This window comes from Microbacterium sp. K2 (assembly GCF_051365005.1).
In the GTDB taxonomy this organism is placed as follows: domain Bacteria; phylum Actinomycetota; class Actinomycetes; order Actinomycetales; family Microbacteriaceae; genus Microbacterium; species Microbacterium foliorum_B.
This window is the reverse complement of sequence record NZ_JBLWII010000001.1, coordinates 1,758,723-1,772,131: the sequence shown is the minus strand read 5'-3', so window position 1 is coordinate 1,772,131 and position 13,409 is coordinate 1,758,723. Positions and strand designations below refer to the sequence as shown.

12 protein-coding genes are annotated in these 13,409 nt (G+C 66.7%); 7 read left to right on the top strand and 5 right to left on the bottom strand.

All coding sequences use genetic code 11. The features are described from left to right. Nucleotides 1-40 precede the first annotated feature (40 nt). Together ACLKOY_RS08685 and ACLKOY_RS08680 are read right to left on the bottom strand one after the other, a co-directional pair. On the bottom strand, nt 41-2,251 hold the full coding sequence (locus tag ACLKOY_RS08685; protein WP_436453265.1) for a right-handed parallel beta-helix repeat-containing protein: 2,211 nt from the start codon (nt 2,249-2,251) through the stop codon (nt 41-43). Nucleotides 2,252-2,692: 441 nt separating this feature from the next. Continuing rightward, entirely contained in the window at nt 2,693-4,108 is a 1,416-nt protein-coding gene (locus tag ACLKOY_RS08680; RefSeq protein WP_436453264.1) for a polysaccharide biosynthesis tyrosine autokinase, read from the bottom strand. 76 nt (nt 4,109-4,184) lie between these two features. Here ACLKOY_RS08680 and ACLKOY_RS08675 point away from each other — a divergent pair, with 76 nt between their 5' ends. Beyond that, nucleotides 4,185-4,805 (top strand): hypothetical protein, encoded by a 621-nt coding sequence (locus ACLKOY_RS08675; RefSeq protein WP_436453263.1) that lies wholly within the window; start codon nt 4,185-4,187, stop codon nt 4,803-4,805. 52 nt (nt 4,806-4,857) lie between these two features. Here the strand turns inward: ACLKOY_RS08675 and ACLKOY_RS08670 are convergent, their stop codons facing one another. From ACLKOY_RS08670 to ACLKOY_RS08660, 3 genes are read right to left on the bottom strand one after another with little or no spacing between them, the layout of a single operon-like run. Then, nucleotides 4,858-5,994, bottom strand: a complete 1,137-nt coding sequence (locus ACLKOY_RS08670; RefSeq protein WP_436453262.1) for a glycosyltransferase — start codon at nt 5,992-5,994, stop codon at nt 4,858-4,860. Continuing rightward, entirely contained in the window at nt 5,991-7,190 is a 1,200-nt protein-coding gene (locus ACLKOY_RS08665; protein ID WP_436453261.1) for a DUF1972 domain-containing protein, read from the bottom strand. Before ACLKOY_RS08665 ends, ACLKOY_RS08670 begins: the two co-directional genes overlap by 4 nt. Nucleotides 7,191-7,194: 4 nt before the next feature. Next, a complete protein-coding gene (locus ACLKOY_RS08660) occupies nt 7,195-8,727 on the bottom strand; it encodes a sugar transferase (RefSeq protein WP_436453260.1) in 1,533 nt (510 codons plus the stop codon). Nucleotides 8,728-9,079: 352 nt separating this feature from the next. Here ACLKOY_RS08660 and ACLKOY_RS08655 point away from each other — a divergent pair, with 352 nt between their 5' ends. The 6 genes from ACLKOY_RS08655 (at nt 9,080) to ACLKOY_RS08630 (ending at nt 13,293) form a co-directional block, all read left to right on the top strand. Continuing rightward, entirely contained in the window at nt 9,080-10,210 is a 1,131-nt protein-coding gene (locus ACLKOY_RS08655) for a low temperature requirement protein A (protein WP_436454109.1), read from the top strand. A gap of 89 nt (nt 10,211-10,299) precedes the next feature. Beyond that, the gene (locus ACLKOY_RS08650; RefSeq protein ID WP_436453259.1) at nt 10,300-11,283 is read left to right on the top strand and encodes an intradiol ring-cleavage dioxygenase; all 984 of its coding nucleotides are present in this window, start codon (nt 10,300-10,302) and stop codon (nt 11,281-11,283) included. Nucleotides 11,284-11,320: 37 nt separating this feature from the next. Further along, nucleotides 11,321-11,563 carry a twin-arginine translocase TatA/TatE family subunit gene (locus ACLKOY_RS08645; protein WP_290160930.1) on the top strand — a complete coding sequence of 81 codons (243 nt, stop codon included), beginning with the start codon at nt 11,321-11,323 and terminating at the stop codon, nt 11,561-11,563. Between the two features lie 3 nt (nt 11,564-11,566). After that, nucleotides 11,567-12,373, top strand: coding sequence for a twin-arginine translocase subunit TatC (tatC, locus tag ACLKOY_RS08640; protein WP_436453258.1), 807 nt, complete (start codon nt 11,567-11,569; stop codon nt 12,371-12,373). A gap of 2 nt (nt 12,374-12,375) precedes the next feature. Then, on the top strand, nt 12,376-12,816 hold the full coding sequence (locus tag ACLKOY_RS08635) for a Sec-independent protein translocase TatB (RefSeq protein ID WP_436453257.1): 441 nt from the start codon (nt 12,376-12,378) through the stop codon (nt 12,814-12,816). Nucleotides 12,817-13,008: 192 nt separating this feature from the next. Further along, nucleotides 13,009-13,293, top strand: coding sequence for a hypothetical protein (locus ACLKOY_RS08630; protein ID WP_436453256.1), 285 nt, complete (start codon nt 13,009-13,011; stop codon nt 13,291-13,293). Nucleotides 13,294-13,409: the final 116 nt, after the last annotated feature.

The following is a 13,409-nucleotide window of genomic DNA, read 5'->3' as shown; positions in this document are numbered from 1 at the left end:
ATGAAGCCTATCAACCGCGGCCGAGGACCGTGGCTCGCGGTCAGCCGACCGCTACGATCCTTCCGATGGGAAGTCCGACGACGGCCCCGATCGTCGTGGCGATGGTCGACGGGATCGGGGTGGCGATCTTCGTGGCGACGGCGAGCGCCGACGAGGTGAGCTGCAGCGACGACGACAAGGGGCTCGTTCCCTGCATCAGCACGGATTTCGCATCACCGCCCGTGTGGGCACGGAACTCGTCGAGCGTCTTGAAGCTGCGCGTTCCCGCGCTCCCGTTCGCCCAGCAGGCGAAGTTGCTCGGTGCCGTCGCACTCGCACGGTGGTAGATGTTCGAGTCCATCGTGACCTTGAAGTCGTTTCCGAACCAGCGTTCAGTGGTGTCCTGGCTGAGGATCGGACATGACCCTCCGCCATACGAGATCACGTTGTTCTTGACGGTGATGTTCTTCACGACCCACGGAATCCGGCTGACCAGTGAAGAGTCCGTCTGGCGGCGCTCATCCTGCATGAACCAGATGCTGCGTGCGTTCGCCGAGAAGGTGTTGTTCCACACCTGCACGTTTCCCGCGTTGTAGATCATGAGCGCCGTGTGACCGGCATTCGTGAAGGTGTTGTCCGCGATCACGGCCTTGTCGCTGGCCTCGTACAGCAGCCCGTAGCGTCCGTTGCCGGAGATCTTGTTGCCGACGATGGTGGTGTTGTACGCCGACATGTCGAACCACAGCCCGGAGGTCGCATTGTCGGAGATCGAGTTGTCCTCGATGACCACATCCGCGGACGCCGTGATCTTCATGCCACCAGACACGGGCGCGGGCTTGAAGCGCTCCGTGTTGTTCTCGGTGATGAGCGACTTCTTCACGGACAGGCGGTCGGCCTTGTTCGCGCCGATGCCCATCAGGCCGTTGCGGGTGACCGTGAGGTTGCGGAACTGATGGTCCGCAGCCCAGGCGTAGAGGCCGACCGAGGAGTTCTGGGTGATGACGAGGTTCTCGAGCGTGATCTTGGGGACTTCAGCAGTGACGGCGCCCATCTGGTACACCGACGTGGCGTAGTTGCGGACGCCGATGCCGCGCACCGTCGACCCGGTGCCGGCGATGGTCATCGCCTTCTGCAGCGTGCTCGCCCGCACGGTCTTGCCCGTCGGGTCGGACCCGAGGATCAGCCGCTTCTGGGCGGTATCGACGAAGAACGTGCCGGCCGACACCTGTGCGGCGCTGCCGACCTGACGCTGGGCGGCGCCATTGATCCACACCTGATCGGGATACCCCGCATAGGGGTTGGTCGAGTCGGTCCATCGGGACGTCTCGTCCTTGCCCTTGCTGAAGGAGACCCGCTTGTCGAACATGTGGTTCCAGCCGCTGACTGCCCAGGTCGCGCCCGACTTCTGCCACCCGGTCACGCTCGAGCTTCCGTCCAGCCAGACAGCCTCGCCCGGGTACGGCTGGACGGTCAGCTTCTTGTTGAGAGGAATGGTGACCGTCTCGTGATAGTTGCCGGCGCGGAGCACCAGCGTCGATCCGGACGGAGCCTTCGCGATCGCGTGAGCCAGGCTGCCGAAGGGAGCGTTGGCCGTGCCGGTTCCTGTCGTCGATCCGGAGGGTTTCACGTAGAGCGCGTTGCTGGGGACCGTGTACTTCGTCGTTCCCACAGCCGCGGATCCCGCCGACGCCGATGCAGGTGCCGGAGCAGGTGCGGGTGCCGGAGCAGGCGCTGGAGCGGGTGCCGGGGCAGGCGCTGGAGCGGGTGCCGGGGCAGGTGCCGGTGCAGGGGCAGGCGTCGGTGCAGGGGCAGGGGCGGGCGCGGGCGTGGTCGCTCGAACGGCCGTGAAGTCGTCGACTCGGAGGTCGAGTGCGGCCGTGCCCGACGAGAGATATGCACCCACACCGGCGGCACCGGCCCTGGTGATCCTCTGCGTCGTGCGGTCGGTCTGCTTCAGCTGCCAGTCCGGCGTGGTGGTGCCGACTTTCCAGGCACGGGCGGCCAGCGCGACCTCCGCGTCACCCGTCGCAGTGAACTCGATCGTGAAGCGATCGGATGCCGTCGAGTCGCGGATCACGACGGTGTCGGCGACGAGGACCGTCTCTTTGGCGGTGCTGCCGTCATAGCGGCTGATCGTCATGGAGACCCGACCGGAAGGGGCGATGCGCGCCCTCGCTTGGTACGAGTGCCCGTCCGCCGCGCGGAGCACGGCCGAGGTGGTCACACCGTTGCCCGCCTGGGGGAGCGCCGAGGGCCAGAACGAGAATTTCACTGTCGAATCGCGTTCGGACGCAGCGACGAGAGTGTTGACCGCGTACGACGATGGCTTGAGCCTGAAGGCTCCCGTCCCCGAGGAGGCACTGAGCAGTGGACTGTTGTTGCTGGACCAGGTGCCGCCGGTCGGCGCCGAGCCCCAGCCGCCCGTGGTGGCGCGTTCGAATTGATCCTCGGCTAAGGCCCCGGACGCTGCCTGAGCCGGAGTTGCTGAGACGAAGGTGCCGCTGACGCAGACGGCTAGCGCGAGGGCGGTTGCGGTGATGATTCGCGTTACGGGTCGAAAAAGGGGATTCGTATGGGTAGAAGAAAGCATAAAATTCCTGAGCAGTTCCAGATCGGGTCCCCCTGCCGCGACCGAACCTAGCATCCTGCCCGGCGAAGCTTCCTGGGTGTCGGCTCAACATACCCTGGGTGTCGCCTGAACAGAAGAGATATATCAGCGATCGTCGCGTGAGCGTCCTCGAAGGCGGACCTTGCCCCTCGGGCCGTCAGCCTGAGGGGTGGAGCGAGTGCCGTAATTGCCGACGCCGTAGCGGCTCACCCCGCGTCGAGGGACTCGCGTCAGGACTGCACCCAGGAGGTTCAGACCGCCGACGGCTGCCGTGTTGACGACCTTCTCGAGATTGTGGGCGCGGGTCTTGTCGTAGAGGACCGCGAGCAACGCGCCGTCTGTCTGATTGCCGAGCCAGGTGGCGTCGGTCACCGCCAGCAGAGGAGCACAGTCGACGATGATGAAATCGAACTCTCCGCGCGCTTCTTCGAGCAGATCGGTCATGCGCTGGCTTGTCAGCAGCTGGCTCGGGTTCGGTGCGTCGGCACCGCTCGTCAGAACGCGGAGCCCGTCAGCGCCCCAGTCCTGCGCTGCTTCGGCGAGCGTGGTCTCTCCGATCAAGACGTTCGTGAGACCGACACCCCCGTCGAGCTGGGTGTACTCGGCCAGGGAGGGGCTGCGCAGATCGGCGTCGATGAGGAGGACGCTGCGCGAGGACTCGGCGATCATGATGCCGAGGGCGATCACGAGCGAGCTCTTCGCCTCGCCTGAGGCGGCAGAGGTGACGACGAGCGATTTCATGCCGCCGTCGACCTTCAGGAAGTTCAGGTTCGCCGCGACCGCTCGCACGGATTCGGCCTCGATGCCGAGGCGATCGCGGAGCACGACGGCGGGCAATTGCACGCCGCGTCGCGTCTCTACCACCTCGCCGAGCACCGGAATGCTCGTCAAGCGGCCAATGTCGGCTCTGCTGCGGACGGTCTGCCACGCGAAGGCGCGCAAGACGCTGAAAGCGATGCCCAGCGCGAGCCCGATGAGGCCGCCGAGAAGCACGAAATTTCGTGTGCTCGGAGCGAAGGGGAACCGGGGCTCGTCGGCGCCCTGGATCACCGTGAGTCGAACGGTCGGCTGGCCGTCGGCCTGCGGTGCCACGTCTCGCGAGACGACGGTGGCCAGGCTGTCCATGACGGCCTCGGTGATCTTCGCAGCGAGACGTGGCGATCCGCTGGTTGCGCTCACCTCGATCACGACGGAGTTGAGGGGGGAGGAGGCGCTGATCGTGCTGGCCAGAGCCCGAGGCGTCGTATCGAGGTCGAGCTCGTCGATCACTGGCTGGAGCACAAGCTCGGAGCGGGCGAGGAGCACGTAGGTGGCCACGAGGTTCTGTACATAGGCGCTGCCCTGCACGAGCTCGGAGGTGCTCTCACCGCGGTCGCTCGTCACGAGCAGTGACCCGGTCGAACGATAGATGTCCGGAGTCAGCTTCGCGTACCCGAAGCCACCCGCTGCGCCGAGCGCGGCCAGTATCACAACGACCAGCCAGCTGCGGCCGATGGCTCGCAGGTAGTCACCGACCGTCATAACCCCTCCAAAGCGGGCCGACTATGATGGCCCCTTGTCCCCTAGCGAAAAGTCTAGCCGAGTTGGAGTCGCAGCAGTGTCTGCAGGAGTCGATGGCGATCTGCTGATCGTGTGCGCGGCGAACGTCTGCCGGTCGCCGTTCGCGGCGTTCCTGCTGGCGAAGGGCCTGCCCGAGGCGATTGTCAGCAGCGTCGGGGTCTCCGCTCGCACAGGTGATCCACTCTGCGGCTTCACCCGTGAGCAGATCCTCACGTTCCCGGAGGGGGAGGATTTCGTCGAGAGCCACTCGGCGACGCGGCTCGACGCAGCCGCCATCGACGAGGCTGACCTCATTCTCACCGCGTCCGAGGCCGAGCGTTCTGCGGTGGCCGTGCTGGTGCCGTCGGCGCGGACGAAGACGTTCACCCTGGTCGAGGCCGCGCACAGCGCGCGCTCTCTCGCTCAGCCCCTTCACGACACGTCTCTGCTCACTCTGGCCGCGAGCATGCACGCGCAGCGGGGAATGGTGGATCTTCCGCAGGTCCGTCGCCGAGCGCGGTTCGCCCTCCGCAAGCCGAGCTATGGCATTGCGATTCCTGACGCACACATCGGCGACACTCGTCGCCATGATGAGGTGTATCGGACCGTGTCCGAAGCTGTCGGCATGTTCCTTGCGGCCCTGGACCGGTCGAACGCCGTGGTGGGCGGTCACTCCTGAGCACTCGGCGCAGGTGCTCGGCGCGAGCAGGGGCGCACTCGGGGCGGATCGATCATGCCCGAAGCACGGCGGACGCGATCTCCGAGCGGTAGGCGGCGGGAGCGTGACGCCGCAGAGCCTCAGCGCGGCTCTCCTCGGTCTTCCGAATGATGTCCTGCCAGTTGTCGGCCAGCTCTTCGATCGCCGTGACGACAGCATCTGCGTCGTCTGTGGGCACGAGGCGAGACGACGCGTATCCACCAGCGGCCTCCCGCAGCCCGCTGCTGTCGCTCGCCACGACGGGACGTCTGCCGAGCACACCCTCGACCGCGGTGTTGCCGAACGGCTCGTCGACCCGTGATGGAACGATGAGGACGTCGGAGTCCGCAAGAAAAGGCCAGATCTCAGGGTGGAATCCAGCGAAGGTGACCTCGACGCCCGCATCGAGGGCCTGGGTGCGCAGCTGCTCCTCGTACCACTCGTATCCCGAGAACACGGCGCCGAGCAGGGTCACGGTGACCTCGCGCCCACGGTCACGCAGGCGGGCCGCCGCTTCGATGACGAGATCCGGCCCCTTGCGAGGCGAGAGTCGGCCTACGTACAGGATCCGCATCGGCGCATCGAGGGTCTCGCGGGGTGCTGCGGGAGCGTCCGGCGACGCGACGCCGTTGTAGATCACAGTCGAACGCCGTGCGAGAGAGGGGAGGACCGAGCGGATCGTCTCCAAGCTGAATCGGCTGTTGACGAGAGTGCGATGGGATGCCAGGTGAGGGAGGTAGAGCAGGCGGTTGACGATCGGATTGCCCGACGCCTCGGCCTCGTGAACGTGACTGATCGCTGGCACACTCCTCAGCCGCGCGACGATGGGCCACTGCGGAATGATGATGGTCGAGACGTACACGGCGCTAGGACGCACCCGCCCGATGAGCCGCCAGGCCGCGCCGAGCCCGCGGAGCCCGTCGCGGACGAGGATCGGCAGCCCACGAGGAGTGAGCAGCATCTTGCGGAGCACCAGCATGGGGACGATGACGACCTCGGCGCCGGCCTCGCGGAGCGCGGCGTCCAGCAGGCCGCGGTCGGGCAGCGCCACTACCACTCGAGCTCCGGTGGCGATCAGTCCGATCGCACTCTCGAGAAGCATCCGGTCGGATCCGAAGAGTTCGGCGCCGGGATGCACGAAGAGCACCGTGCGGCGCTCGTCGCCCGTCACGTCGCTGTCGATTCTGATGCAGTCAGCGGCTCCCATTCGTGGCGCCGCCGCTTCGCCCTGCGGGCGACCGGGTGCACGCTCACGCCCGAGGCGAGCTTTCTCGCGAGCCCCTCGTAGGCGTCGGCGACGTTGTCCCATCTGAATGCCGAACTCGCGCGGACCCGTGCGCGGTCCCCCAGCGCTCGCGTACGCTCAGGCTCTGATTCCGAGCTCTCGAACGCGCTTGCGACCTCTTCGGGCGTCGTGAAGAACCACCCGTCGCCGTCGAGCACCTCGCGGTTGAACGGCACATCGAAGGCGATCGTCGCTGTTCCGGCACCCATCGCCCGCAGCAGCGACGGGTTCGTGCCGCCGACGGAATGACCGTGGTCGTAGGTGAGGGCGTGGAAGTACAGCGCGTCGAGGAGCTCCTGGTCGTACACGCCGCCGACGAGACGGATGCGTTCGTCGCCCTGGGCAGCCTGCTGGATCTGCTCGGTGTACTTGTTGCTGTACGGGGCGGCGCCCACGACGACGAGGGGCAGCGTCGCGGAGCTCCGACGAAAGCCCTCCACAATCTCGAGCACGTGGTTCTCGGGTTCGAAACGGGCGACGATCAGGTGATACCCGCCGGGACTGAGGTCGAGTTCGTCGAGGCGGGCGTCGGCGACGGCGTCGAGGATCGGAGCGCCGTAGCGGATCATCTCGGTGGGCACGTCGAACTGATGCGTGTAGTAATCGGCGATGCCGGGCGCGTCCGCGATCAGCGCGTCACCCGTGCGCACGCCGAACTGCTCCGCCCACCGGTAGTAGGCCTTGCCGCGAGGCCCCCATTTCGATCTTCGCCACTCGAGCCCGTCCATGTGCAGGGCGGTGGGCACCCGTCGCAGGCGGAACAGCGGCAGGAACGGCGAGTTCGCGGCGTTGAACACGAAGGCCGCGTGCGGACGCCGCCGGAAGATCAGGTGGAGTGCCGAGAATCCGGTATGGCTCAGCGTCTCGATCTGCTTCACGGGGACCGCGGGAAGATGCACCACCCGCATCCCGAGGTACTTCTTCTCGCGGCTCTTCGAACCTCGCGTATAGACGACGACGTCGTGACCTCGATCTGCGAGTCGTCGACCGACCTCTTCGACAGCGGTCTCGAATCCGCCGTAGGCCGCAGGCACCCCCCGTGTCCCCACCATCGCAATGGTGAGGGCATTCCCCTTGATCATGTACTCAGTATGCCCCGCTGGGCCGCACCATGACCTTGGCGGTGCGCCACATGATCTGCAGGTCGTTCATGACCGACCAGTTCTCGACATAGCGCAGGTCGAGGCGAACGCTCTCGTCCCACGAGAGGTCACTGCGTCCGGAGACCTGCCACAGGCCCGTGATGCCGGGCTTGATGTACAGACGACGGAACACGGTGCCGTCGTAGGCGGTGACCTCGGTCGGCAGCGGCGGACGCGGACCCACGACGCTCATGTCGCCGATGAGGACGTTCCAGAACTGCGGCAGCTCGTCGAGCGACAGCTTGCGCAGGATCCGGCCCACGCGGGTGACACGCGGGTCGTCCTTCATCTTGAACAACAGGCCGGCTCCCTGGTTCTGCTCTTTGAGCGTCGCGAGCTGCTGCTCGGCATCGGTCTTCATCGAGCGGAACTTCATGATCTTGAAGGTGCGGCCGTCTCGTCCGACGCGCTCCTGCGAGAAGAACAGGGGGCCCGGAGAATCCAGCTTCACGAGCAGCGCGAGGATCGGCGTGATCAGCGCGATCGGGATGAGCGCCACGGAGGCGACGATGATGTCGAGCGCGCGCTTGAGCGCGTGCTGACCGCCCTCGTACGAGGGGATCTGCACCTGGATCAGCGGAAGGCCCTCGACCGGGGCGAACGAGATGCGCGGGCCGGCGACGTCGGTGAGGCGGCTCGACAGTACGAGTTCGGCGGCGGTGCCCTCGAGCTGCCAGCTGAGGTGCTTCACGAAGTCGGGCTCGCCGTCGGGGCGGCTCGCCACGATGATCGTGTCTGCGCCCAGCTCGGCGGCCACGGTGGAGACGGAGTTGACGTTGCCGAGCACCGGGAACTGCGCGCCGCGGGCTTCGACGTCGCGTGCGTTGCCGTCGAGCAGCGTCGCGCCCACGACCTGGTACCCGGAGGCGCCGATCGGGTGCAGGGTGCGGATGACGTACTCGACGTCGTCGCGGTTGCCGACGACGAGCGTGCGCGAGGCGAAACGCCCCCGCGCACGCTGCGCCGTCAGCCAGTGCCGCCACGCCCAGCGGGTGACGAGCAGCGTGAGGACACCGAGCGGAAGACCGACGAGCAGCACGAGCTGCATCGTCTGCCAGCCGAGCACGACGCTGAGCATGGCGATGATCCCGAACGCCAGCCCGCTTGCGTGTGCCACACCGCGATACTCGGTGGCGCTGGCGCGGAACAGCGCTGCGTCACGGGTGTGCAGCGCGCCGAGCATCAGATACCAGAGCGAGGCCAGCAGAATGCCGTTGCGCAGGGCCTCTTCCCCTGCGACACCGGTCATCACCTGGCCCGCTGCTGTGATTCCGACCGCGAACACGATGACCCCAGCATCCGTGATCCGCAGCCGCATCCGATAGCGCCGCTCCCACTGGCGGCGCCGCTCCAGCGTTGCGGACACGCGAGGTGTGACCACCGTGCGCGTGACCGACTTCGCGGCTCGCGGAGCAGCGACCGGCGTGAAGACCGATCCCGTGCGAGTGATGCTCAAGGCATCCTCGACGGAAGTCATGCCGAAGCCCCTTGAGCCCTGAATGTACGCAGAATTCCCCAGCGCGCCATAGTTTTCCCCAGATGTTCCCCAGACCACGGACCCCACGTCCATGGCATCGTCTGCGTCCCGACCCCTCGGATCCTGCTGCATCCGTGATCCCAAATCACGAGTAGCGGTCACCGTCCCACACGGTGTTGCTGGCAGCAGGCACTGCAGACTTCGTTCACTCTAGCGGAACCGAACGTTCAGCGGAAGATAATTCCCGCGAGTGGATCAACCTTTATTCCAGCACGCGTGCTCGGATCGGGAGTCACGCCGATATTCTGACCGCGTGACCACCACCTCCGCGCCCCGATTCCACCTCAGCCGCATGCTGCCCAGGGATCCGGCGCAGCCCCACCGCAGCGCCAGCACACTCGAGCTGTTCTTCGATCTCGTCTTCGTCGTCGCGGTGAGCATCGCCTCGGCCCAGCTGCACCACGCGCTGAGCCACGGCGACTTCGTCCACGGCATCACTTCTTACCTGCTCGTGTTCTTCGCGGTGTGGTGGGCGTGGATGAACTTCACGTGGTTCGCCACATCGTTCGACACCGACGACTGGCTCTACCGCGTCACGACGATCGTGCAGATGGGGGGCGTGCTCGTGCTGGCGGCAGGGATCCCCGCGGCGTTCGAGCACGGAGACTTCACCCTTCCGGTGGTCGGCTACATCGTGATGCGTCTCGCGATGATCGGGCAATGGCTGCGCGCGTCACGTGGGGCGGGGGAGCTCAAGGCCGCCACGCGTCGCTACGCCTTCGGCATCGCCGGCGTGCAGGTGCTGTGGGTGCTGTTCCTGTTCATCCCCTCAGGGCCGCTGCAGCTCGTGGCCTTCGTGGTCTTCGCCCTCGTCGAGGTCAGCGTGCCGGTGTTCGCCGAGCGCCGTGGGCAGACGCCATGGCATCCGCATCACATCACCGAACGCTACGGTCTCTTCACGCTCATCGTGCTCGGCGAGAGCCTCCTCGCCTCCGCCAACGCGATCATCGAGGCGAAGAACGAGCTCGACTCCTTCGTTCCGCTCATCGCGATCTCGGTGCTGACGCTGGTGGTGACCGCGTCGCTGTGGTGGATCTACTTCTGGCCGCCGCATCACCGGGCGATCACGACGCTCGGCCGCACGCTCCGCTACGGGTACTCGCACTATTTCGTCTTCGCTGCGGCCGCCGCGTTCTCGGCCGGAATCGAGGTCGAGCTCGACGTCCTGACCGGCGAGAGCCATCTCCCCCAGGCCGTCGCTTCGCTCACGGTGGCCATCCCGATCGCGATCTTCCTGCTCGGCATCTGGTGGATCGCGATCCGCGAGCACGCCGACAGGGTGGTGAACACGGTCATCCCGCTCGGTGCGGCCGTGGTGCTGCTCGACTCGATCCTGCCGATCCCGGTGGTGATCACCGCCGCCGTCCTCGTCGTGATCGTCGTCGTGCTCGTCCTGCATCCGCCGGCGCGTCGGGAGTCATAGACATCGCATAGGCGAGGCATAGCTCGCTGATCGCATCCTCCGTGACCATGGGTACATCGACACCCATCCACGCCGAGAGGAGCACGATCATGAGCCGCATCCCCGAACCCGTACAGACCCCTGAGGGCCCGACCTACGAGGGGCGACTGCTCGACCGCGTCGACGAGGAGGTCGTCGATCAGGGCGCCGCGTTCGACATCCGCACCCTGGTGACCCGCCGCGGCGTCCTCGGGCTCGCCGGTCTCGGCATGGGCGCGATGGTCCTCGCCGCGTGCGCGCCGTCGGAGAGCAGCACGTCGAGCTCGGGCGACTCGACATCGACGACCGACACCGGAGGCTCGTCTGGGTCGACGACCACGACCGCGGCGGGGGAGATCCCCGATGAGACCGCAGGGCCCTACCCCGGCGACGGATCGAACGGGCCGGATGTCCTCGAGGATTCGGGCATCGTGCGTCAGGACATCACGACCTCGATCGACGGATCGGCGACCGCCGACGGCATACCGCTCACCTTCGAGCTTCAGGTCATCGACCTCGCGAACGGCAGCGTCCCGTTCGAGGGAGTCGCGGTCTACGCATGGCACTGCACGGCTGAGGGCGAGTACTCGATGTACTCCTCCGGCCTCGAGGACGTCACCTACCTCCGCGGGGTGCAGGTCGCGGATGCCGAAGGCAGGGTCTCGTTCACGTCGATCTTCCCCGGCTGCTATTCGGGCCGCTGGCCGCACATCCACTTCGAGGTCTATCCGGACGTCGACTCGATCACCGACTCGGCCAACGCCATCGCCACGTCCCAGCTGGCGCTGCCGGAGGACGTCTGCACCGTCGTATACGCCGACTCCCGTTACCCCGGGTCCGCGCAGAACCTCTCACAGACGAGCCTCGCCGGAGACAACGTCTTCGGCGACGACTCCGGCGCGCTGCAGTTGGCCACGGTCGCCGGTGACGTCGGCAGCGGATACTCCGCGACGCTCGTGGTCGGCGTCGACACGACCACGACTCCGAGCGCAGGATCCGCCCCGTCGGGCGGCGAGGGCGGCCCCGGGGGCGGCGGCGAGCCGCCGTCCGACTGAACGCGAATCACACACCTGACACAGGAAGAAGGAAGACATGCTGCAGAACCTCACAGGGTGGCACGCCCTGATCATCCTCGCGATCGTGGTCCTGATCTTCGGCGCCGCGAAGCTCCCGGCCCTCGCGAAGAGCGTCGGTCAGTCCATGCGCATCCTCAAGTCGGAAGTCGCAGACGCCCCGGGCGAGGTCCGGGTCGAGCCGGCACCGAGAGACGGGGAGCCTGCGGGCGCTCGCGACTCCGCCGACGTCATCAGGCCTGCTCTGCGGGCCGCGGAGTAGACGGTGTCCGCGCTCGCCGCTGACGCCGTCGGGGCGAGCAGATCGCCCGCCCCGACCGGGATGCCGCTGTCGTCTCACCTGCGGGAGGCGCGCACGCGCTCGTTCCGTGCGGTGGCGGCGCTCCTGGTCGGGGTGGCCGCCGGGTATCTCCTGTCCGACCAGATCCTCGAAGTAGTTCGGGCCCCCATCACGGCGCTCGCCGAATCGCGCGACGCGAGCCTGAACTACGACAGCATCACCGGGGCCTTCGACCTCAAGCTCAAGATCGCGCTCTTCGCGGGTGTCGCTCTGTCGAGTCCGGTGTGGATGTACGAGCTGCTCGCCTTCCTGGCCCCCGGCCTCAACACCAGGGAGAAGAAGTACACGTTCGGGTTCCTCGCGGCATCCGTCCCCCTGTTCGTCGGCGGCTGCCTGGCAGGTCTCCTGCTCTTCCCCCATATGGTCGAGCTGCTCGCGAGCTTCGCCTCGACCGAGGACAGCACCCTGCTGCAGGCGTCGTACTACGTCGACTTCATCCTCAAGATCGTGCTTGCCACGGGCATCGCCTTCGTTCTTCCCGTGTTCCTCGTGATGCTGAATCTGCTGGGCGTGGTCTCGGCCCGGGCGATCGCGAGGAGCTGGCGGATCGTCATCGTCGCCATCGTGCTGTTCAGCGCGATCGTGACTCCGGCGGCCGACGTGCTGTCGATGTTCCTGATAGCCGTTCCCATGACGGTGCTGTTCCTGGTGGCGCTGCTCGTCGCCGGGCTCCATGACAGTAGAGCAGAACGCAAAGCGGCCGAGTCGGTCGCCGGCGCGACGGAGGGATGACGATGTTCGGTCTCACCATCGAGAAGCTGTTCCTGGTCGCGCTGATCGCGGCGGTGATCATCGGTCCTCGACGGCTGCCGGAGTACGCGGGCCGTCTCGGGGGCGTCGTTCGCCGGGCCACGCTGCTCGCGGGCGATGTGGCGCGGCGAGCGGAGCAGGAGGCCGGGGTGGCGAGCATCCGCGAGGAGTGGACCGCATTGGATCCTCGGCAGTACGACCCGCGGCGGATCATCCGCGACGCGTGGGCGGCGGGGGAGATCCCTGAGACGAGCGAGCGGAGATCGATCGATCCGAGGGCAGATGATCCGACGGTCGACACGGCGACGGCAGACGATCCGACGGCGGATGTTGTCGATGAAACGCGGCCCGAGCCCGTGGGTGCCTGGATCGTGGCGGGATCCTCAGGCCACCCCAGACGTGTCTGGGTCCCGGCCGACAGCTGAATCGCGCACTGGCGAGGCCGACCTGCTAGACTGATGGAGCACCGTGTGTTCTGGCCCTATCTAGGCCGTCCACGGAGCCACTGATCAGGGCCATTCCGGACCATGTGCATCGATGCGCGCGGTATCCGCCCTTGATCTCACATCTTGCGGGTCGCGACATCGTGCGCCCGTCACACAGCAATGAGTATGACCATGAGCATGACCACTTTTCCTCCTTCCGATCCGTTGACCTGGAAACAGGCCGACGCAGACGTGCACGTCGCGACGCGATCCGGCGAGTTCGCCGGTTTCGTCGAGTTCGACGGCACGACGCATCTCGCCCGAGATCAGCGCGGGACCGAGGTCGGCGCCTTCGCCTCCCTCGACGACGCGCGCGAGGCCCTCGAGGCCGCCAATACCTCGAAGCGCCGCGCACGCGCCTTCTCTTTCTCGCTCCCGCGCGCGCTCAGGAGCCGACCGCGCCGAGCCCGCGCCTGACCGTTTCATTCACAGCACCTGTGAATCGTCAAGGGGTGTCGATGTATTCCCCACGGCGCATGTGCGGAGGGTTAGGTTGAGTTAAGCGTTGGGCGATCTGCCTTGGGCTTACCACA